The organism is Pseudomonas sp. PS02303 (assembly GCF_029959925.1).
Taxonomy (GTDB): Bacteria; Pseudomonadota; Gammaproteobacteria; order Pseudomonadales; family Pseudomonadaceae; genus Aquipseudomonas; species Aquipseudomonas mandelii.
Genome location: NZ_JASCOM010000109.1, coordinates 1 through 20205, shown reverse-complemented (window position 1 = coordinate 20205; position 20205 = coordinate 1). Strand labels below are relative to the sequence as shown.

Below are 20205 nucleotides of genomic sequence, written 5' to 3'. Positions count from 1 at the left end.
GGCAAGCCTCGCTCCTACAGTTCACCATCAGACCTGTAGGAGCGAGGCTTGCCCGCGAAGCAGGCGACGCGGTCTTTCTCAGGTACGCATCCCGCGCCCACTGACCAGCAGCCGCGCACAACCGATGTATAGAACTACGGTCGCCACCAACATGAAAGTAATCGCCACGCTGATCCTGATGTCCGAAACGCCAAGAATGCCGTAACGGAAGGCGTTGACCATGTGCAGCACCGGGTTGGCCAGAGACACGGTCTGCCAGAACGGCGGCAGCAAGCTGATCGAGTAGAACACCCCGCCCAGGTACGTCAGGGGTGTCAGCACGAAGGTCGGGATGATCGAAATATCATCGAAGTTACGTGCAAACACGGCGTTGATGAAGCCCAGCAGCGAGAAGATCGTCGCCGTCAGCACCACCACCAGAATGGTCACGCCCAGGTGATGCACCTGCAATTCGGTGAAGAACAGCGACAACAGCGTCACGATCAACCCGACCATCAAGCCCCGCAGCACGCCGCCCAGGGTGTAGCCAATCAGAATCGTATGCGGCGATACCGGCGACACCATCAATTCTTCGATGGAGCGCTGGAACTTGCTGCCGAAGAAACTCGACACCACGTTGCCGTAGGAGTTGGTGATCACCGACATCATGATCAGGCCCGGCACGATGTATTCCATATAGGTGAAGCCACCCATATCACCAATCTGTCGACCGATCAGGTTACCGAAGATCACGAAGTACAGGACCATGGTGATGGCCGGCGGCAGCAGGGTCTGCGGCCAGATCCGGGTAAAGCGCTTCACCTCGCGGTAAACGATGGTGTTGAGGGCAACGAGGTTGGGTTGCAGCTCGGAACTCATACCGCCACCTTCGACAGATTTTTCTCCACCAGAGACACGAACAACTCCTCGAGGCGATTGGTTTTGTTGCGCAGGCTCAGCACTTCGATGTTCTGCTGCGCCAACTGGGTGAACAGCGCGGTGATGCCCATGGCCTTGTCGACCTGGACTTCGAGTGTGTGGCTGTCGAGCAGCTTGGTCGGATAACCGAGCAACTGCGGCGCGACGTTCAGCGTGTTCTTGAGATCAAGCAGAAAGGTTTCCACATGCAGCTGGCCGAGCAGCTGTTTCATGCTGGTGTTCTCGACAATCGTGCCGTGGTCGATGATGCCGATGTTGCGGCACAACTGCTCAGCCTCTTCCAGGTAATGAGTGGTGAGGATGATGGTGATGCCTTTCTGGTTCAGCTCGGTGAGAAAGGTCCACATCGAGCGACGCAGTTCGATGTCCACACCCGCGGTCGGTTCATCGAGGATCAGCAGGCGCGGTTCGTGAACCAGTGCGCGGGCGATCATCAGGCGACGCTTCATGCCACCGGACAGCGAACGCGACGGCACATCGCGTTTGTCCCACAGCCCGAGCTGGGTCAGATACTGCTCGGCGCGTTCCTTGGCGATCTTCGGCGGGATGCCGTAGTAACCGGCCTGGGTCACGACGATGTCGAAGGTTTTTTCGAACTGGTTGAAGTTGAATTCCTGGGGCACCACGCCGATGCAACGCTTGAGCGCCGCCGGCTCCTTGTCCAGGTCGTGACCGAAGATATTCACCGTGCCGCTGGTCTTGTTCACCAGGGTCGAGAGAATGCCGATGGTCGTGGATTTGCCGGCACCGTTAGGGCCGAGCAAGGCGAAAAAGTCACCTTCGGCGACGTCCAGATCGATACCACTCAGGGCCTGGAAACCGTTGCCGTAGGTTTTGGTTAGCTGCCGGATGGACAGAGCGGAACTCATATCGGATTTACGCACCAAGAAGGGAAGAAAGGGATAACTATGGGCGGGCGGCGAGCAATGCAACCGCGGCGCACGAGCGCAATGGTGCTTGTCGCCGCCAAACAAGTACAGTCAAGTGTGTCGATAGTGAGTATTAAGTCAACGCGGTCATAACGGCTTTTTTATACGCCGGACGCTGTTTCAGTCGTGCATACCAGGCTTCAAGATGCGGCTGCGGTGCACGCTCGATCGGCATCTCGAACCAGGCATAAATGAAACTGCCAAGGGGAATGTCGCCCATGCCGATTTCGTCGCCGGACAGATACGGCGTGGCCGCCAACGCCTGGTTCGCCATCGCCAACAGATCATCGCACTCCTTGATTGCGGCGTTGATGGCGGTCCAGTCCTGCTTGTCTTCAGGTGTGCGTAACACGCCCCAGAACACCGTGCGGAACGGGCCGGCAAAACTGGAGGTGGTCCAGTCCATCCACTTGTCGGCAGCGGCGCGAGCCTTCAGATCCGTCGGGTACCAGGCGGTGCCGTTGGCGTGCTGAGCCATCAGGTAGCGCACGATGGCGTTCGATTCCCAGAGCACGAAGCCGTCATCTTCGATCACCGGCACGCGACCGTTGGGATTCATCGCACGATACTGCGGCGTATCGACTACACCGAAGGCGCCACCCGCATCGATGGCTTCATAGGCCAGGCCCAACTCCTCGGCGGCCCACAATGGCTTTCTGACATTCGACGAATTTTTCCGACCCCAGATCTTCAGCATGACCGCCTCTTTATGGATGAATGCGCAGGCAGCATACGCCGGATCAGGCGCGGCTCAAATCACTCTGCATGTCACCCAGCAACGCCGGCAATGTGTCGCTGAACAGATGCGGGTAGCACTTTTCCAGGTGCTCGAAAAAGAACGTCTCAGGCACGTCGGTGAACTGGCCGTGGTCGACCAGGTACTCCATCAGCTGCTCGCCGTCGCGGTTGAAGGGATGGAAAACACTGTCGCTGATGCCGTCGAACTCCAGCGGCGCGATATTGAACAGTTCGCAGAGTTGCTGGTTGAAGGCCGGCGTCGCCTTGACCCAGCGACCGTTCAGATACAGCTCGGTATAACCGTGCATGGCGAACACATCGCTTCTGAGCAACTCGAGCAAACGCGGGGTCGACAGGTGATTGCGCACGTCCGCCAGACCGATCCGCGCAGGGATCCCGCAATGTCGCGCGGCACCGGCCAGAAGCGTGGCCTTGGGCACGCAATAACTTTCCCCGGCCGCCAAGGCATAACTGCCGCGCAACGTATCCGGGTCGCGACTGAACGTGTAGGGGTTGTAGCGCACGGCCTCGCGCACCGCGTAATAGAGATTGATCGCCTGCTCAAGCGGATCGCGACTGGCGCCCCGGTGTTTTTCGGCGAACTCCACCACCGAGGGGTGGTCACTATCGATGAAGCGGCCGGGACTCAGATACTCGTGCATGAGAACAATCTCCTGGGGAAGCCACGAGTCTAACGACACCTTCAGCACAGAGATAACGACGTTTCGGCCAAACATGGGCGTATTGCCGCGTAGGAAACGAACGATTTCCCGGGCGTGTTGCCAACCCAACCTACAAAACTCATCGATGGTTTCCCACGAATTCAATCACCTCGCTCCGACCACCCTGTTTTGCGGATGCCGTCTAAGCTCTGAAGGTTGGTTTTGCCCTGGTTCACGGAGGATTAAATATGCTGCTGTTGTGGATACTGGTTCTGGTTGTCGGGATAGCTTATTTAGCCCACCGTCGCATCGCCCCCCTGCCCGCCCTGTGCATCGTCGCTGCCTATATCGTCGCGATGGGGGCCTTCAGTCGCGCGCCAGGCTGGCTGCTGCTGGTTTTCTGGGTGTTGATTGCAGCCGTCGCGGCGCCGTTGTTGCTGCCCGACCTGCGTCGCAAATTCTTCAGCGCGCCGCTGTTCAGCTGGTTCCAGAAAACCCTGCCGCCAATGTCGCAAACCGAGCGCGATGCGATCGACGCCGGGACCGTGTGGTGGGATGGCGAACTGTTCAGCGGTCGCCCGGACTGGAACAAGTTGCTGTCCTATCCAAAAGTGCAGCTCAGTGAAGAGGAACAGGCCTTTATCGACGGCCCGACCGAAGAGCTCTGCGCCATGGTCACCGACTGGCAGATCGGGCAAGACATGGACCTGCCGCCCGAAGCCTGGACCCACATCAAGGAGAACGGCTTCTTCGCGCTGATCATCCCCAAAGAGTTTGGCGGCAAGGGCTTCTCGGCCTATGCCCACTCCCAGGTGGCGATGAAACTGGCAACCCGCAGTGGCGACCTCGCGTCGACCGTAATGGTCCCTAACTCGCTGGGCCCGGCCGAACTGCTGCTGCATTACGGCACCGACGAACAACGCAACCATTACCTGCCAAGGCTGGCCCGGGGTGACGATATCCCGTGCTTCGCATTGACCGGCCCACTGGCCGGCTCCGACGCTGGCGCCATGCCCGACACCGGGGTCATCTGCAAAGGCGAATGGGAAGGCAAGGAAACCCTCGGCCTGCGCCTCAACTGGGAAAAGCGCTACATCACGCTGGGCCCGGTCGCCACCCTCCTCGGCCTGGCCTTCAAGGCCTATGACCCGGACCATTTGCTGGGTGACAAGGAAGACCTGGGCATCAGCCTGGCGCTGATCCCGACCGACACCGCCGGTGTCGAGATCGGCCGCCGCCATCTGCCGCTGGGTGCCGCCTTCATGAATGGCCCGAACTCCGGCAAGGACGTCTTCGTGCCGCTGGACTTTCTCATCGGCGGCCAGGAAATGCTCGGCAAGGGCTGGATGATGCTGATGAACTGCCTGTCAGTCGGGCGTTCGATTTCCCTGCCGGCGGTCGGCACCGGCGCGGCCAAGTTCACCAGCCTGGTCACCGGTCAGTACGCGCAGGTTCGTGAGCAGTTCAACGTTCCACTGTCGGCGTTCGAAGGTATTCAGGAAGCCATGGCACGCATCGGCGGCAACGCCTGGATGATGGACGCCGCCCGAATGCTGACCGCCAACGCGGTGGACCTGGGCGAGAAACCGTCGGTGCTGTCGGCGATTCTCAAGTACCACCTCACCGAACGCGGCCGCGAGTGCATCAGCCACGCCATGGATGTTCACGGCGGCAAGGCGATCATCATGGGGCCGAACAACTACCTCGGTCGCAGCTGGAATGGCGCGCCCATTTTCATCACCGTGGAAGGCGCGAACATCCTCTCGCGCAACCTGATGATCTTTGGTCAGGGTGCCATTCGCTGCCATCCGTTCGTGCTGAAAGAAATGGCTCTCGCCGGCCGTGAAGACAAGGATCAGGCACTCACCGAATTCGATGGCCTGCTGCTCAAGCACATCGGTTTCGCCGTGAGCAACGCCGCCAGCACGCTGGTGTTGAACCTCGGCTTCGGGCACCTGGAACATTCGCCGGGTGACAAGCTCAGTCAGGGTTACTTCCGTGCGCTTAATCGACAGGCGGCTGCGTTTGCCATGCTTGCCGACCTCAGCATGATGTTGCTGGGCGGTGAACTGAAACGGCGCGAACGCCTGTCGGCGCGTCTTGGGGATGTGCTCAGCAACATGTACCTCGCCTCCGCCGCGCTCAAGCGTTACCACGACCTCGATTCGCCGGAGCACATGGAACCGCTGTTCAAGTGGGCCATGGAAGAAAGCCTTGGCCAGTCGGAGCGTGCGCTGGATGAATTGCTCAGCAACTTCCCGAACAAGGTGCTGGGTTGCCTGTTGCGGGTGATCGTGTTCCCGTTCGGCCGTCGCCACAAAGGTCCATCGGACAAACTCGGCGCCGAAGTCGCCGCAGTGATCGGGCGCGCCAAAGGCGATCCAACCCTCGAAGAATTGCTCGGCGGTTGCTACCGCCCGCAATCGGCAGACGACGCGGTCGGTGCCCTGCAACACGCCTGCAACCTGTTGAACGCAGCGCAGCCGTTACAGAAAAAACTGCACGTGGCGTTCAAGAGCGGTCAGGTCAAACCGGCGGCTGGGGAACATGTCATCGATGCAGCGCTGGAGGCTGGAGTGTTGCAAGCGGGTGAGGCGCAGTCCCTGCGTGATGCCGAAGCAGCGCGGCGCAAGGTCATCGACGTCGATGATTTCGACAAAGACGAACTGGCACTGGCCGACGGAAAGGTCCGCTGATCCTGTAAAAACGGGCGCAGGAGCTTTATACTCCTGCGCCCGTTTTGCTCTTGAGGACTTATCTCGTGTCCAACGTCGTTGCCGATCATCTTGTCTTGCTCGACCACTTGCGCAGCATCCTGGTCGCGGTAGGTGAGGCCGAACAGGTTCCCGAAGAAAGCCATGCCCTGTTCCTGGAGCGCTTCGATGAGCTGCGTGCGTTGCTGCCGGTCGACCCGATCGAAAGCCAATACCTGGGCCAGGACATTCTGTGCCAGGTGATCACCCGTTACCCGCAAATCGCCCACCTGGTCCCACGCGACCTGTTGTGGTACTTCGCCGGTGACTGCCTGCATTACATGCCCGATGATGAAATCGATTTGTACCAGGCACTGGAAGAGCGTCGTTTCGAAGCCGAACAGAACGACGAACCTTTCGACTGGAATCAGGAAAAACAGCTGCTGGCAATGTCGAACGACGAGCCGAAGCACTGATTACCGACTGGAATGCAAAGGGCCCGCATGGTTATTCATGCGGGCCTTTTTTATGGCATTGCCGAATAATGTGATGTCTGGCCGGGCCCTTCGCGAACAGACTCGCCCCTCTGTTTTGTGTCACTGCTATTGACCTGTCTAGACAACTCCATCCGTCGAAACAAATGGATATAAAAGTCTGTTTGTCATTTCTCCTGCTGTATCCTGCCCAAGCTTTTTAAAAGCGCGGATCTACCAGATCTATCAACAGACTTTGCGAGGAGCGCGAACCATGCACGAGATCCCTAATCTCCCCTTCCCAAGCCTGCACGAAACTGAGCAGACAACCACGCAACAAGCCGGTGCCCAACAGCCCGAGCCGAAAGAAGCCACTGAACGCCGCCAGGCCGACAGCGAAGACTGAAACACCTGCAATGCCAGACCGTGTGGAAAGCGCTAACATGCGCTTTCCACACCGCCTGAACCCTTGAGCTGCCCACCATGACCGACGACTTCACAGAGACCCAGGCCAGCGTCCTGATCGGCACCGCCGAGAAGATGATCGAGATCTGGAATCGCCTCCCCCCCGAGAAACAAGCCGCGTTGCTCGCCCGTTTCGGCACCGAAGAAAACGCCCTGGCCGCCCTGGTCACGACGCAACTGGTCGCCCCCGCAAAACCCTGATTAACCCCCCGCACGGCAAATAGTTTTACTTTTCCACGCCCCACGGACGCTCGCGCCGCTATCATAAGCTGCCTATCTATCCTGCTTTCCCGTGGACCTTTACCCATGTCTGAAAACCAGCGCCCCCTGGCGGTCACGCTGCAAGTCGTTTCCATCGTTCTCTTTACCTTCATCGGCTACCTGAACATCGGCATTCCCCTCGCCGTATTGCCCGGCTACGTCCACAGCGATCTCGGCTTCGGCGCAGTAATCGCGGGGCTGGTGATCAGCGTGCAATACCTGGCCACCCTGCTCAGCCGCCCTTATGCCGGGAAAATCATCGACAATAAGGGCAGCAAACTCGCGGTGATGTATGGTCTCGCCGGTTGCGGTTTGAGCGGCGTGTTCATGCTGATTTCAGCCTGGACCCAAAGCCTGCCGATGCTGAGCCTGATCAGCCTGCTGATCGGCCGCCTGGTGCTCGGCAGCGCGGAAAGCCTGGTGGGCTCCGGCTCGATTGGTTGGGGCATCGGCCGGGTCGGCGCGGCGAACACCGCCAAAGTCATCTCCTGGAACGGCATAGCGAGTTACGGCGCACTGGCAGTCGGCGCGCCGTTGGGTGTGTTGCTGGTCAGTCAACTGGGCTTGTGGAGCATGGGCGTGAGCATCGTGCTGCTGGCCGTCCTCGGCCTGGCACTGGCCTGGCCAAAAACCGCCGCGCCGATTGTGGTCGGTGAACGGCTGCCGTTCATGCATGTGCTGGGACGGGTGCTGCCCCATGGTTGCGGCTTGGCCCTGGGCTCGATCGGATTCGGCACCATCGCCACCTTCATCACGCTGTATTACGCCACACAGCACTGGGACAACGCGGTGCTGTGCCTGAGCCTGTTCGGCGCCAGTTTCATCGGCGCGCGATTGCTGTTCGGCAACCTGATCAACCGCCTCGGCGGCTTTCGCGTGGCGATTGCCTGCCTGTCGGTGGAAACCCTGGGGCTGCTGCTGCTGTGGCTGGCGCCGGATGCACATTGGGCACTGGCCGGTGCGGCATTGAGCGGTTTCGGCTTCTCGCTGGTGTTCCCGGCGCTGGGCGTGGAAGCGGTCAACCTGGTGCCGGCCTCCAGTCGCGGTGCTGCGGTCGGGGCTTACTCGCTGTTCATCGATTTGTCGCTGGGGATTACCGGGCCGCTGGCCGGTGCGATTGCTGCAGGGTTTAGCTTTGCCTCGATCTTCCTGTTCGCCGCGATTGCTGCATTGAGCGGTTTGGCGCTGAGCGTTTATTTGTACCGGCAGGCGCCGAAGCACTTGAGTGAAAAGTACCGCGAAGGGCGCGACGCTCGCTAGAAATCGATCTTGCCGCGCCCGGCCTTGATGCTGCCGCGCTTGGTCTTGGATTCCAGCCGACGTTTCTTCGAACCGAGGGTCGGCTTGGTCGGGCGGCGTTTCTTCTCGACTTTGGTGGCGCTGAGGATCAACTCGACCAGCCGCTCCAGCGCATCGGCGCGATTGGCTTCCTGCGTGCGGTATTGCTGGGCCTTGATAATCAACACGCCATCGCTGGTGATGCGACTGTCACGCAGCGCCAGCAGCCGTTCCTTGTAGAACTCGGGCAAGGACGAGGCCGGAATGTCGAAGCGCAGGTGCATGGCGCTGGAGACCTTATTGACGTTCTGCCCACCGGCGCCTTGCGCGCGGATGGCGGTCAACTCGATCTCGGCATCCGGCAGATGCACATTGTTGGAAATCACCAGCATGGAAAAGCGTCCGTATTCAGAACGCGCAGGATACCGCGAATGAACTGAAAGCATGCGGTCCCTGTAGGAGCGAGGCTTGCCCGCGATAGCAGTGTTGTCAGTCGACATCTTTGTTGCCTGACACGACCCCATCGCGAGCAGGCTCACTCCTACAGGGGGTTGTGTGAGGCCTGAAAACAACAAACCCGGCACATGGCCGGGTTTGTTGTTTCTGCGAGCTGCGCTTACTTCGCGTTTGCAGCCTGCAACGCATGCTGAGCGCTGCGCTTGTTCTTGATGCCGTAGCACACCCACATGAACGCGACCCAAACCGGAATCGCATACACCGAGATCTGGATGCCCGGGATCAACAGCATTACGCCGAGAATGAACACCACGAATGCCAGGCAGACGTAGTTCCCGTATGGGTACCACAGGGCCTTGAATAGCGGCGTCTGCTTGGTCTTGTCCATGTGCTGGCGGAACTTGAAATGCGAGAAGCTGATCATCGCCCAGTTGATCACCAGGGTGGCAACCACCAGCGACATCAGCAGTTCCAGCGCGTTTTGCGGGATCAGGTAGTTCAGCAACACCGCAATCAACGTCACCGCCGCCGAAGCGAGGATCGAACGCACCGGCACGCCGCGCTTGTCGATTTTCGCCAAGGCTTTCGGCGCATCGCCCTGCTCGGCCATGCCCAGCAGCATCCGGCTGTTGCAGTAAGTGCCGCTGTTGTACACCGACAGCGCCGCCGTCAGGACCACGAAGTTGAGGATGTGTGCGGCGGTGTCGCTGCCAAGCATCGAGAACACTTGCACGAACGGGCTGCCGCTGTAGGAATCACCCGACGCATTCAGGGTCGCCAACAGGCTGTCCCATGGCGTCAGCGACAGCAGGATGACCAGCGCACCGATGTAGAAAATCAGGATCCGGTAGATCACCTGGTTGATGGCTTTCGGGATCACGGTTTTCGGCTTGTCGGCTTCTGCTGCGGTGAAACCGAGCATTTCCAGGCCGCCGAAGGAGAACATGATGATCGCCATGGCCATCACCAGGCCGCTAACCCCGTTCGGGAAGAAACCGCCGTGGGCCCACAGGTTGGTCACCGAGGCTTGCGGGCCGCCGTGGCCGCTGACCAGCAGGTAGCTGCCGAGCGCGATCATGCCGACAATCGCCACGACCTTGATGATCGCGAACCAGAACTCGGCCTCGCCAAAGACTTTGACGTTGGCCAGGTTGATCAGGTTGATCAGGACGAAGAAGCCGGCGGCCGAGACCCAGGTCGGAATGTGTGGCGCCCAGTAGTGGATGTATTTGCCGACCGCAGTCAGCTCCGACATGCCCACCAGGATGTACAGGATCCAGCAGTTCCAGCCCGACAGGAAGCCGGCGAACCCGCCCCAGTATTTATGGGCGAAGTGGCTGAAGGAACCCGCCACAGGCTCTTCGACAATCATTTCGCCGAGCTGGCGCATGATCATGAAGGCAATGAAGCCGCAGATGGCGTAGCCGAGGATCATCGACGGGCCGGCAGATTTCAGTACACCGGCCGAGCCCAGGAACAGCCCGGTACCGATCGCGCCACCGAGGGCGATCAGTTGAATATGGCGATTTTTCAGGCCGCGTTTCAGCTCGCCTGAATGCGAGTTTTGTCCACTCATGAAAAGGGTCTCACGCAAGGTTTGATGATGTTCGTTAGACGTTGCTGCTCGGTTGCGATTTCAAGCAGCGCCGATCAAACCCCAGCGAAGGCAAAAGGAGTTCAGCGTTTTTACAACGGTCATGCGTCACCTGTTTGTTTTTATCTGTGACGAAATCGAACCCGACACGCTTGTGGCGCGGCGGAGTGAACAAGGCGGGTAGCCTTGAGGTTTGCGCAGATGCGCAGGAGGTCACAGTTAAAACGCGGCGCATTGTACACCTGTAACCCCCTGCTGCCAGACACCGCTGGATCAGCGCGTCGTTTGCCGGGATTGCCTGTGTCCGCCCCGAGGGTCTCGGGCGGCTGCAAAAACTGGGTCAGACCTTTGCGGGTCTTCGACGGGGACGACGAACAAATCGCCCTCGGGGGAGAAGTGGAGATGAGTCACGGCGTTCATTGCGCCTCCTTCTTGTTATGCACCTGCACGACAGGCATGGAGCGCATCTCACCCTGCCAGCGCCGTTGAAACAAGCGAGCCAGAGCCTTGCAGGGTGGTTGAGCGACGTGTATTCGGAAGGATTTCCTTACACACCTTCCGTGGACGTCAATCCAAGGGCTCAGAGGCGAAAATCCGTCAGCTTTTCTTTACAAGCCGTAACGCACACTTTCCAAATCAGATCAATCCGTAGGACGACTGCAAATTGACGTTAGGAAGCTTCCTAAGGAAAAGGTCGAGTTAGTTTTTTGTTTTTAATCGATAAACAGGCCCTCAGAAAACAGAATAAAAAGTTCAAACAAATCTAATTTGATTATTTTTTTGCAATTTAAAAAGCTCTGGACTAGGTTTTCAGCGACTTGCCGAGACGCATCGACCGGCAAGTTGGCACGTTATTCAATGACTGAAAAACGCGCCGCTGCACTTACCGAAAAAGTCATCTAGGAGATTCACAATGCAAGCACTTGAAAAAGACTTGGAAACTGAACTGCAACTGGACGATTGGTTTGAAGCACCGACCCATGAAGCCGCCGTTGAAATGATGCAAGCCGATGCGGTTGTTCCGTTCGGCACGGCGATGTGGCCTCTGTAAGGCCCACCCGGCAGGCACGATCCGGCCGGTTGTGCCTGCCACTTTTTCTCGGTTTGTCAGGGAGGACTACATGGATAAGCAACGCGCCATATCGCATTTCCTTTACTACCTCGAACACCACCCTGCCGTTGCCGGCATCAACCCGGCAAAGGTCTTGCTCGGCCACACCGCTGATTACGAGGCACTGACCGGCGCCATCGCCGAACAGGCCAGTGACAGCCAGCCCTTCCTTTTCAGCACCCTGCGCCTGGACATCGAGCCGACAGAAAAGCTGGCCCAGGCGATTGCCGAAAGCGATCTGTACATTTTCTTCTACGACTCTTCCACCCTGCCCAATCCTCGCCCCGACGGCCCGGAGTTTGTCCGTGCGCTGCAAGGTGTAATGGCCGAGAACTGGAAGAAGTCGCTGCTGTTCAAGGATTACGGCGATTACTTCTACGACACTTTCAGCGTCACTCCGCAGCGCATAGCGGGTTTGAACAGCCACTTGATCCAGCGCATGTCTCACGCGACAACGTTGAGTTTCAAAGATGATCACGGCTCGTGGTTTGAAACACCGCTGAACAGCATCAAGAAGTGGACCGACATCAACGGCATCGGCAACTTTGATTTGGCCCCCGGTGAAATTGCCACGCACAGCGAAGCGATCAACGGCCGGGTGAAGTTCATGGGGACCTTCCTCAGCACCATTCCGTTTGCCCGCAAGTACGGGGTGCTGGATTCGCCGCTGGAGTTGTGGATCGAGAACTCGACCATCCACAAGATCGCCACGGAAGTGCCGGGACTGGAACATGATTTCAACAAGTACCTGGAGGCCAATCCGTCGAACCGGCGCATTGAGGAATTGGGAATCGGCACCAATGAAGGCGTGAAGGCGCTGTATGCCCGAAATGCCGGGTTCGAAGAGCGCCATTGCGGGCTGCATCTGGGGTTGGGTGGTGGGGCCAAGGGCAGCCATCATCTGGACCTGATCTTCTCCAGCGGCGTGTTGGCGCTGGATGATGAGCCGGTGTTTGATGGGCGGTTTGTTTTCTAAGCAACATGAACCCTGTGGCGAGGGAGCTTGCTCCCGTTCGACTGCGCAGCAGTCGCAAAACCTGCCGCCACGATTTGCATGACACACCGGGGTAGAGGGTTTGGGGCCGCTTCGCGACCCAACGGGAGCAAGCTCCCTCGCCACAGGTTTATCTGCATTCTGAAGACCGGCTTTTGCCAGACCAAAAAAAACGCCAACCCGAGGGTTGGCGTTTTTTATTCGGTGCTTACCGATTACTCAGGCTTGCGACGACCAAAGCCCGGACGCTGGCCCGAACCGGCTGGCGCACCACGGCGTTTGCCTGATGGCGCATCCTTGTCGACCAGAACGATGCCTGGGCGCTTCTTCGCCGGTGCCTTGGCCGGGCGCTTGGTGTCGGAAGGACGGTCTGCCACTGGCGTACCGCGACCCGACTCACCACGAGACTCGCCACGACCGGCTGGAGCACCGCGATCACTGCGACCACCACTTGGAGCACCACGGCCTTCGCCACGTTCAGTGCGACCGTTGGCCGGACGCGGCGTGCGTGGACCGCGCTCGCCATCAGCGCGTGGCGCTGCTGGTTTGCGGGCTGGACGCTCGCCTTCGATTTGCGGTTCACGGGAGTCACGCGGCGTAGCAGCGGTCTGGTTGCCGATGGCAGGACGCAACGAACGCACGCGCTCGGTCTTGCCCATTGGACGCGACGATTTACGCTGCATGCGGTCGAGCTTGTCTTTGCTCTTGGCGTTCATTTGCGGCATGGCCACTGGGGTCAGGCCGACTTCAGCACTCAGAATGTCGACTTCGTACTGGCTCATTTCGCGCCAGCGGCCCATCGGCAGGTCGGAGTTGAGGAACACCGGACCGAAACGCACGCGCTTCAGACGGCTGACCACCAGGCCCTGGGATTCCCACAGACGACGAACTTCACGGTTGCGACCTTCCATCACCACGCAGTGGTACCAGTGGTTGAAACCTTCGCCACCAGGTGCTTGCTTGATGTCGGTGAACTTGGCCGGGCCGTCTTCGAGGACGACGCCTGCTTTCAGACGCTCGATCATTTCGTCATCGACTTCACCACGGACACGTACCGCGTATTCACGGTCCATTTCGTAGGACGGGTGCATCAGGCGGTTGGCCAGCTCACCGTCGGTGGTGAACATCAGCAGGCCGGTGGTGTTGATGTCCAGGCGACCGATGTTGATCCAGCGACCTTCTTTCGGGCGCGGCATCTTGTCGAAAACGGTCGGACGGCCTTCCGGATCAAGGCGGGTGCAGATTTCACCGTCGGGCTTGTTGTACATGATCACGCGGCGTACCGACTCGGCGGCTTCTTCGCGCTTGATCACCTTGCCATCAATGGTGATGGCGTCGTGCATGTCGACGCGCTGCCCAAGGGTGGCGTCTTTGCCATTGACCTTGATGCGGCCGTGGCTGATCCAGGCTTCCACGTCACGGCGCGAGCCGACGCCGATACGGGCGAGGACTTTCTGCAGTTTTTCGCCTGCTGGGCCGATTTCCTGGTCGTCTTTCTGGTCGTTGATACTCATCTGGGCACCTCCCGGTGTGGTCTGTTCAGGCGGCCCTGAATTGAGCGTCCTGAAGCGATGTAAAACTGGGTACTTTGGCAAAGGGATCGCCAAAGGGTCGCGAATCATACGCTCATGGAAGCGTTCGCGCATCAGAGACTAGCTGATGAATGGAGACTTACTTGCCTTTCCGCCGACCGGCGGCGCCAAGTTTGATCAACCGCAGCGACGCTTCGGCCAGCACCGTGCGCTTGTCGGACTTGTCGAGTTTCTTCCAGGCCCTGATCTCGCGCTTGCTGCGGCCGCAGCCGAGGCAGATGTCATCGGTGAATTTGCAGACGCTGATGCAGGGGTCTTTGGTTGAGCTCATCAAATTCTCCAGGCAACACAGAACCCCTGTAGGAGCGAGCCTGCTCGCGATGAGGGAGTGTCAATCGACATCGTTTTGCCTGACCCACCGCTATCGCGAAACAGGTCACTCCCTCAGGGGGAATCGGCGTCCGGGTCAGTCGTCGAATTCGCGGCGTTCGGCTTCGATGGCTTCGGCCAGAGCCCGGGCTTCGGCCTCTTCGTCGCTCAATTCGGGTTCGGGTTTGTGCTGTTCGAGGGCAGCCACAGCAGCCAGAAGTTTCTCCCGCGCTTCGGAGACGCCCAGCACGTCATCTTCCAACTCTTCTTCCGGTTCTTCTTCGACTGTGGCTTCAGGCTCGACTTGAAGTTCAACTTCGATTTCAGGCTCAGGCTGATCCAGCACCTCCTCGGAATCCGTCACCGCACTATCACGCAGGATGTCATCGAAGTCGGTCTTGAGCCCCTCTTCCATGGTGTCCAGTTCCAGCAACAGCGTATGGAAACTGGTCTCCTCCTTGGGTTCTTCCGGTTCGGCACTGGCATCCGCCAGTTCCTGCAAGCCTGCCGGTACCGGCGCGTCGTCAAAATCGAGCACCGGATCAGGCTCCAGCTCTCGCAACTCAGCCAGTGGCGGCAAATCGTCGAGGTTCTTCAGGTTGAAGTGGTCGAGAAACGCCTTGGTGGTGGCGAACATCGCCGGTTTGCCAGGCACGTCGCGGTACCCGACGATACGAATCCACTCGCGTTCCAGCAGGGTCTTGACGATGTGACTGTTGACCGCCACGCCCCGCACGTCCTCGATCTCGCCCCGGGTGATCGGCTGGCGATAGGCGATCAAGGCGATGGTTTCGAGCATGGCGCGGGAATAACGCTGCGGACGTTCTTCCCACAAACGGCCAACCCACGGCGAGAACTTTTCGCGGATCTGCAGGCGATACCCGGAGGCCACTTCCTTCAGCTCGAAGGCGCGGCCGTCGCAGGACTTGGCCAGAATCGTCAGGGCTTTCTTGAAGACTGGCGGCTCAGGGCGCTCGCCCTCTTCGAAGAGTTCGAACAGGCGTTCAAGCGATTGCGGTTTTCCCGAGGCCAACAGAAAGGCTTCAAGCAATGGCGCCAGCTCGCGGGGTTCAGTCAGGTTCATGATTCAACTCGTTATTCGGCTCGGGCTCGCACGTGGATCGCCGCGAACGGCTCATTCTGCACCAGCTCGACCAAAGATTCCTTGACCAGTTCGAGGATCGCCATAAAGGTCACCACCACCCCCAGGCGTCCTTCTTCAGCGGTGAACAGCTCGACAAAGGGCACGAAACCGCCGCCCTTGAGCCGGTCCAGCACATCGCTCATGCGTTCGCGGGTGGACAATGCCTCGCGACTGACCTGGTGACTTTCGAACATGTCGCCACGGCGCAGGACTTCGGCCATGGACAGCAGCAGCTCTGACAAACGCACGTCCGGCAACAGCTTGCGCGCCCGCGCTTCCGGGGCATCCAGTTTGGGCACCACCACGTCACGCCCGACGCGAGTCAGGCCATCGATGCCTTCGGCCGCCGCCTTGAAGCGTTCGTATTCCTGCAAGCGACGGATCAGTTCGGCGCGCGGGTCATCTTCTTCGTCTTGGATGGTTTCGGCCCGCGGCAACAGCATCCGCGACTTGATCTCGGCCAGCATCGCGGCCATCACCAGGTACTCGGCGGCCAGTTCCAGGCGCACCGACTGCATCAGCTCGACATAGCCCATGTACTGGCGAGTGATTTCCGCCACGGGAATGTCGAGGATGTTGATGTTCTGCTTGCGGATCAGGTACAGCAGCAGGTCGAGGGGCCCCTCGAAGGCTTCGAGAAACACTTCGAGCGCATCCGGCGGGATGTACAGGTCCAGCGGCATTTCCATGACCGCCTGGCCATAGACCATGGCGAAGGGCAGCTCTTGCTGGGCGCCGGCCTGACTGTCGACAACGGGTTCTACTGCAGACATCTACGCCTCGGCCATGAACGGCGTAGGGTCGCCGCAACCGACGCGGATCACTTCCGGCTCGCCGTCGGCGAGGTTGATCACGGTGGACGCCTTGATCCCGCCGAAACCACCATCGATGATCAGGTCGACCTGATGCTCAAGCAATTGGCGCATTTCGTAAGGATCGCTCATCGGATCGGTGTCGCCGGGCATGATCAGGGTCACGCTCATCAAGGGCTCGCCGAGCTCTTCCAGCAGCGCCAGGGCAATCGGATGGCTCGGCACTCGCAGGCCGATAGTGCGTTTTTTCGGGTGCAACAACAGCCGCGGGACTTCGCGGGTGGCGTTGAGAATGAAGGTGTAAGGCCCCGGCAGGTGCGCCTTGAGCAAGCGGAAGGTGCCCGTGTCGATCTTGGCGAACACCCCCAGTTGCGACAGGTCGCTGCAAATCAGCGCGAAGTTGTGCTTTTCATCCAGCCCACGCAAACGGCGCACGCGATCCACGGCATTCTTGTCGCCGATCTGGCAACCAATGGCGTAGGACGAGTCAGTGGGATAAATCACCACCCCGCCGCCACGGATGATTTCGACAGCCTGTTTGATCAGGCGCGCTTGCGGGTTTTCCGGATGAATCTGGAAAAATTGACTCACATTCTCTACCTGTTCAGACGGCGGCAATAATTGGGTCATGTTTGAATCGACACCACAGTGGTGGCAGATCCTCCGGGAGCGGGCGGTACTCGCCGATCTCGGACCAGCCTCCAGGGCCATGAAAATCACTGCCGGCGCTGACCAGCAGACCGAACTCGCGGGCAAGAATCGCCAGGCTGCCCACTTGCTCGGCGGGCTGATGGCCATTGACCACTTCAATTGCGTGGCCCCCGGCTTGAATATAGTCAGAAATCAGGCGGCGACGCTTGCTGCGAGTGAAATCGTAGTGCCACGGATGCGCCAGGCTGACCCAGGCTTTCGCGGCTCGTAGCGTTTCGACCGTGTCTTCCAGGGTCGGCCAATGCTGCTTGACGTCGCCCAGCTTGCCAGCGCCCAGCCACTTACGGAACGCTTCAGCGCGATCCTTGACGAAACCTTCACGCACCATCCAGTCGGCGAAATGCGGACGGGCCGGCGCATTGCCGCTGTCGCCCAGTTCCTGCTGGATCGCCCGGGCACCTTCCAGCGCGCCGGGCATGCCTTTCAATGCCAGCTTGCGGCTTATTTCTTCGGACCGTAGCCAGCGGCCATCGTGCAATTTGGCGATCGCCTCGACCAACGGTTCGGCATTGACATCAAATCCGTAGCCGAGCACATGAATGGTCGCGCCGCCCCAGGTGCAGGACAATTCGACACCGTTGACCAGTTGCATCCCCAGCGAGGTCGCCGCACTGCGGGCCTCATCGAGGCCCTCGAGGGTGTCGTGATCGGTCAAGGCCAGGACTCGCACGCCTTTCTCGAACGCACGCGCCACCAGGACAGCAGGCGCGAGAGCGCCATCGGAGGCAGTGCTATGGCAGTGCAAATCAACATTCACGGGGATGTGTTACCTCAAATCAGCTGGCGCTATCGCGCGCCCATATGTTTGTTATTATGCCGCCACATCCTGCTTCTGGCTGCCACTGTGAAACAATTCATCGATTTCATCCCGCTCCTGCTGTTTTTCATCGTTTTCAAAATTGATCCACGGGTCGTCGACATCGGCGGTCATCAACTGACTGTAGGCGGTATTTACAGCGCCACCGCGATGCTGATCATCAGCTCCCTGGTGGTTTACGGTGCGCTGTTCATCAAGCAGCGCAAGTTGGAAAAGAGCCAATGGCTGACCCTCATCGCCTGCCTGGTCTTCGGTAGCCTGACCCTGGCGTTCCACAGCGAAACCTTCCTGAAGTGGAAAGCGCCGGTGGTCAACTGGCTGTTCGCCCTGGCGTTCATTGGCAGCCACTTCATCGGCGAGCAACTGCTGATCAAGCGCATCATGGGCCACGCACTGACCCTGCCGGACCAGGTCTGGACGCGACTGAACATCGCCTGGATCGGCTTTTTCCTGTTTTGCGGTGCTGCCAACCTGTTCGTCGCGTTCACGTTCCAGAGCTACTGGGTCGACTTCAAAGTCTTCGGCAGCCTGGGCATGACGTTGCTGTTCCTGGTCGCACAGGGCATTTACCTGTCCCGCCACCTGCACGACGCCGATACCACCACGCCAAAAACCGAGGACTGACATGCTTTACGCAATCATTGCCACAGACGTCGCCAACTCCCTGGAAGCCCGCCTGGCCGCACGGCCTGCCCACCTTGAGCGCCTGCAAGTGCTCAAGGGCGAAGGTCGTATCGTATTGGCCGGCCCGCACCCGGCGGTCGACAGCAATGATCCGGGCGCGGCGGGTTTCACCGGCAGCCTGATCGTCGCCGAGTTCGATTCCCTGAGCGCCGCCCAGGCCTGGGCAGATGCGGATCCGTACATCGCCGCGGGCGTCTACGCCAACGTTTCGGTCAAGCCGTTCAAGCAAGTCCTGCCGTAAATCGCGCCCGCGCGATGAACCTTGCCGGTTCATCGCGCGCTCAACGCTCATTATTCTCGTTCGCCGGCCGACAACCTGCCCAATACTCGTATTGGAATCAGGAGTGGCGATGCGCAAAGGTCCGTTGTGTCTGATGTTGGTGACGTTGTCGATGGTAGCGCCGGCCCATGGTGAAGAAAGCGCCGAGGGCGGCAGTACGACGCCGCTGTCGCTGAGCGCCGGCAGCCAGATCACCGAGTTGCAGCAGCGCTTGAAGGTAAGCGAGCAGCAACGGGAAGAACTGAGCAAACAACTGCAAAATACCGACAGTGAACGCGAAAGCGCTCAGCTGGGCCGGTTGCGCCAAGAGAACCAGCGCCTCAAGCTGCAACTCAAGGAAGCCCAGGCGAGCAATCCGCTGCCACGTCTGCTGACTGATCAGCAGCAATGGTTCGTAATCGGTGGTGGAGTTGCGCTATTGGCCCTGCTCTGCGGTATCTTCGCCAGTGGTGCCACCAGAAAACGTCGGCAATGGCTAAATTGAGTGAGTAATGAGCGAGCTGTTATTAATTGATGATGACCAGGAGCTGTGCGAGCTCCTGAGCAGTTGGCTGAGCCAGGAAGGCTTTCAGGTCCGTGCCTGCCACGACGGCCAGAGTGCTCGCCGTGCGCTGGCCGAAACCTCCCCTGCCGCCGTGGTGCTGGACGTGATGCTGCCGGATGGCAGCGGTCTGGAATTGCTCAAGCAATTGCGCAGCGACCATCCGGACCTGCCGGTGCTGATGCTGTCTGCGCGTGGCGAACCACTGGATCGCATCCTCGGCCTGGAACTCGGCGCCGACGATTACCTGGCCAAGCCGTGCGACCCGAGGGAACTGACAGCCCGTCTGCGCGCCGTACTGCGCCGCAGTCATCCGACGGCGGTGTCCAGCCAGCTCGAACTGGGCGACCTGTGCTTCAGCCCGGTGCGTGGCGTGGTCAGCATCGACGAACAGGAATTCACCCTGACCGTCTCCGAAAGCCGTCTGCTCGAAGCCCTGCTCAAGCAACCCGGCGAGCCGCTGGACAAACAGGACCTGGCGCAAATCGCCCTCGGCCGCAAGCTGACCCTGTACGACCGCAGCCTGGACATGCACGTCAGCAACCTGCGCAAAAAAATCGGCCCACACCCCGACGGCCGCCCGCGCATCGTTGCCCTGCGTAGCCGCGGTTACTACTACAGCCTCTGAGCACCTGGAAGAACCGGATAGGAGCAACCTGTGGCGAGGGAGCTTGCTCCCGCTGGACTGCGCAGCAGGCCTTCTTTTGGGGCCGCTTCGCAGCCCGACGGGAGCAAGCTCCCTC

Annotated in this window: 23 protein-coding genes; 11 read left to right on the top strand and 12 right to left on the bottom strand. The window is 59.6% G+C overall.

Annotated elements, in window-relative coordinates:
• Nucleotides 1-78: 78 nt before the first annotated feature.
• From QMX98_RS21155 to QMX98_RS21140, 4 genes are all read right to left on the bottom strand, one after another.
• Nucleotides 79-858 (bottom strand): ABC transporter permease, encoded by a 780-nt coding sequence (locus QMX98_RS21155; RefSeq protein WP_010461900.1) that lies wholly within the window; start codon nucleotides 856-858, stop codon nucleotides 79-81.
• Nucleotides 855-1787 carry an ATP-binding cassette domain-containing protein gene (locus QMX98_RS21150; protein WP_010461902.1) on the bottom strand — a complete coding sequence of 311 codons (933 nt, stop codon included), beginning with the start codon at nucleotides 1785-1787 and terminating at the stop codon, nucleotides 855-857. The genes QMX98_RS21155 and QMX98_RS21150 overlap by 4 nt, the downstream gene beginning before the upstream one ends.
• A gap of 133 nt (nucleotides 1788-1920) precedes the next feature.
• Nucleotides 1921-2544 (bottom strand): glutathione S-transferase, encoded by a 624-nt coding sequence (locus tag QMX98_RS21145; RefSeq protein WP_221108726.1) that lies wholly within the window; start codon nucleotides 2542-2544, stop codon nucleotides 1921-1923.
• Nucleotides 2545-2587: 43 nt separating this feature from the next.
• Nucleotides 2588-3247, bottom strand: coding sequence for a transglutaminase family protein (locus tag QMX98_RS21140; protein WP_200667934.1), 660 nt, complete (start codon nucleotides 3245-3247; stop codon nucleotides 2588-2590).
• Between the two features lie 248 nt (nucleotides 3248-3495).
• On the opposite strand from QMX98_RS21140, the gene QMX98_RS21135 reads away from it, so the two are divergent.
• From QMX98_RS21135 to QMX98_RS21115, 5 genes are all read left to right on the top strand, one after another.
• On the top strand, nucleotides 3496-5943 hold the full coding sequence (locus QMX98_RS21135; RefSeq protein WP_282411339.1) for an acyl-CoA dehydrogenase: 2448 nt from the start codon (nucleotides 3496-3498) through the stop codon (nucleotides 5941-5943).
• A 65-nt stretch (nucleotides 5944-6008) separates the two neighbouring features.
• Nucleotides 6009-6416, top strand: a complete 408-nt coding sequence (locus QMX98_RS21130) for a PA2817 family protein (RefSeq protein ID WP_010461909.1) — start codon at nucleotides 6009-6011, stop codon at nucleotides 6414-6416.
• 271 nt (nucleotides 6417-6687) lie between these two features.
• Nucleotides 6688-6819, top strand: a complete 132-nt coding sequence (locus QMX98_RS21125) for a hypothetical protein (RefSeq protein ID WP_010461912.1) — start codon at nucleotides 6688-6690, stop codon at nucleotides 6817-6819.
• A gap of 77 nt (nucleotides 6820-6896) precedes the next feature.
• A complete protein-coding gene (locus tag QMX98_RS21120; RefSeq protein ID WP_102594317.1) occupies nucleotides 6897-7079 on the top strand; it encodes a hypothetical protein in 183 nt (60 codons plus the stop codon).
• 105 nt (nucleotides 7080-7184) lie between these two features.
• Nucleotides 7185-8399: an MFS transporter gene (locus tag QMX98_RS21115; RefSeq protein ID WP_282411338.1), complete on the top strand. Its 1215-nt coding sequence runs from the start codon at nucleotides 7185-7187 to the stop codon at nucleotides 8397-8399.
• On the opposite strand, the gene arfB is transcribed toward QMX98_RS21115, so the two are convergent.
• Both arfB and QMX98_RS21105 read right to left on the bottom strand, forming a co-directional pair.
• On the bottom strand, nucleotides 8396-8809 hold the full coding sequence (gene arfB / locus QMX98_RS21110; protein ID WP_010461917.1) for an alternative ribosome rescue aminoacyl-tRNA hydrolase ArfB: 414 nt from the start codon (nucleotides 8807-8809) through the stop codon (nucleotides 8396-8398). The two genes, QMX98_RS21115 and arfB, sit on opposite strands and share 4 nt — an antisense overlap.
• Nucleotides 8810-9033: 224 nt before the next feature.
• Nucleotides 9034-10449 (bottom strand): amino acid permease, encoded by a 1416-nt coding sequence (locus QMX98_RS21105; protein WP_083374760.1) that lies wholly within the window; start codon nucleotides 10447-10449, stop codon nucleotides 9034-9036.
• 931 nt (nucleotides 10450-11380) lie between these two features.
• Here QMX98_RS21105 and QMX98_RS21100 point away from each other — a divergent pair.
• Together QMX98_RS21100 and QMX98_RS21095 are read left to right on the top strand one after the other, a co-directional pair.
• Nucleotides 11381-11518, top strand: a complete 138-nt coding sequence (locus tag QMX98_RS21100) for a hypothetical protein (protein WP_010461921.1) — start codon at nucleotides 11381-11383, stop codon at nucleotides 11516-11518.
• Nucleotides 11519-11588: 70 nt separating this feature from the next.
• Nucleotides 11589-12554, top strand: coding sequence for a leucyl aminopeptidase (locus QMX98_RS21095; protein WP_282411337.1), 966 nt, complete (start codon nucleotides 11589-11591; stop codon nucleotides 12552-12554).
• 233 nt (nucleotides 12555-12787) lie between these two features.
• Here QMX98_RS21095 and rluB read toward each other — a convergent pair whose 3' ends face one another.
• From rluB to QMX98_RS21065, 6 genes are all read right to left on the bottom strand, one after another.
• Nucleotides 12788-14086 carry a 23S rRNA pseudouridine(2605) synthase RluB gene (rluB, locus tag QMX98_RS21090; protein WP_010461925.1) on the bottom strand — a complete coding sequence of 433 codons (1299 nt, stop codon included), beginning with the start codon at nucleotides 14084-14086 and terminating at the stop codon, nucleotides 12788-12790.
• 157 nt (nucleotides 14087-14243) lie between these two features.
• Nucleotides 14244-14435, bottom strand: coding sequence for a DUF1289 domain-containing protein (locus QMX98_RS21085; RefSeq protein WP_145308058.1), 192 nt, complete (start codon nucleotides 14433-14435; stop codon nucleotides 14244-14246).
• Nucleotides 14436-14570: 135 nt separating this feature from the next.
• The gene (scpB, locus tag QMX98_RS21080; RefSeq protein WP_282411336.1) at nucleotides 14571-15557 is read right to left on the bottom strand and encodes an SMC-Scp complex subunit ScpB; all 987 of its coding nucleotides are present in this window, start codon (nucleotides 15555-15557) and stop codon (nucleotides 14571-14573) included.
• Nucleotides 15558-15568: 11 nt separating this feature from the next.
• The gene (locus QMX98_RS21075; protein WP_154503625.1) at nucleotides 15569-16390 is read right to left on the bottom strand and encodes a ScpA family protein; all 822 of its coding nucleotides are present in this window, start codon (nucleotides 16388-16390) and stop codon (nucleotides 15569-15571) included.
• Nucleotides 16391-17020, bottom strand: a complete 630-nt coding sequence (locus tag QMX98_RS21070) for an L-threonylcarbamoyladenylate synthase (RefSeq protein WP_010461933.1) — start codon at nucleotides 17018-17020, stop codon at nucleotides 16391-16393.
• Nucleotides 17021-17033: 13 nt separating this feature from the next.
• Nucleotides 17034-17897 carry a PHP domain-containing protein gene (locus QMX98_RS21065; RefSeq protein WP_010461935.1) on the bottom strand — a complete coding sequence of 288 codons (864 nt, stop codon included), beginning with the start codon at nucleotides 17895-17897 and terminating at the stop codon, nucleotides 17034-17036.
• A gap of 87 nt (nucleotides 17898-17984) precedes the next feature.
• Between QMX98_RS21065 and QMX98_RS21060 the strand changes: the two genes are divergently transcribed.
• The 4 genes from QMX98_RS21060 to QMX98_RS21045 all read left to right on the top strand — a co-directional run bounded on the left by QMX98_RS21060 (nucleotide 17985) and on the right by QMX98_RS21045 (nucleotide 20090).
• Complete coding sequence (locus tag QMX98_RS21060; RefSeq protein ID WP_077748018.1) at nucleotides 17985-18581, top strand: septation protein A; 597 nt, start codon at nucleotides 17985-17987, stop codon at nucleotides 18579-18581.
• A 1-nt stretch (nucleotide 18582) separates the two neighbouring features.
• The gene (locus QMX98_RS21055; protein ID WP_008156126.1) at nucleotides 18583-18882 is read left to right on the top strand and encodes a YciI family protein; all 300 of its coding nucleotides are present in this window, start codon (nucleotides 18583-18585) and stop codon (nucleotides 18880-18882) included.
• 109 nt (nucleotides 18883-18991) lie between these two features.
• A complete protein-coding gene (locus QMX98_RS21050; RefSeq protein ID WP_010461943.1) occupies nucleotides 18992-19405 on the top strand; it encodes a translation initiation factor 2 in 414 nt (137 codons plus the stop codon).
• 7 nt (nucleotides 19406-19412) lie between these two features.
• Complete coding sequence (locus tag QMX98_RS21045; RefSeq protein ID WP_010461945.1) at nucleotides 19413-20090, top strand: response regulator transcription factor; 678 nt, start codon at nucleotides 19413-19415, stop codon at nucleotides 20088-20090.
• Nucleotides 20091-20205 lie beyond the last annotated feature (115 nt).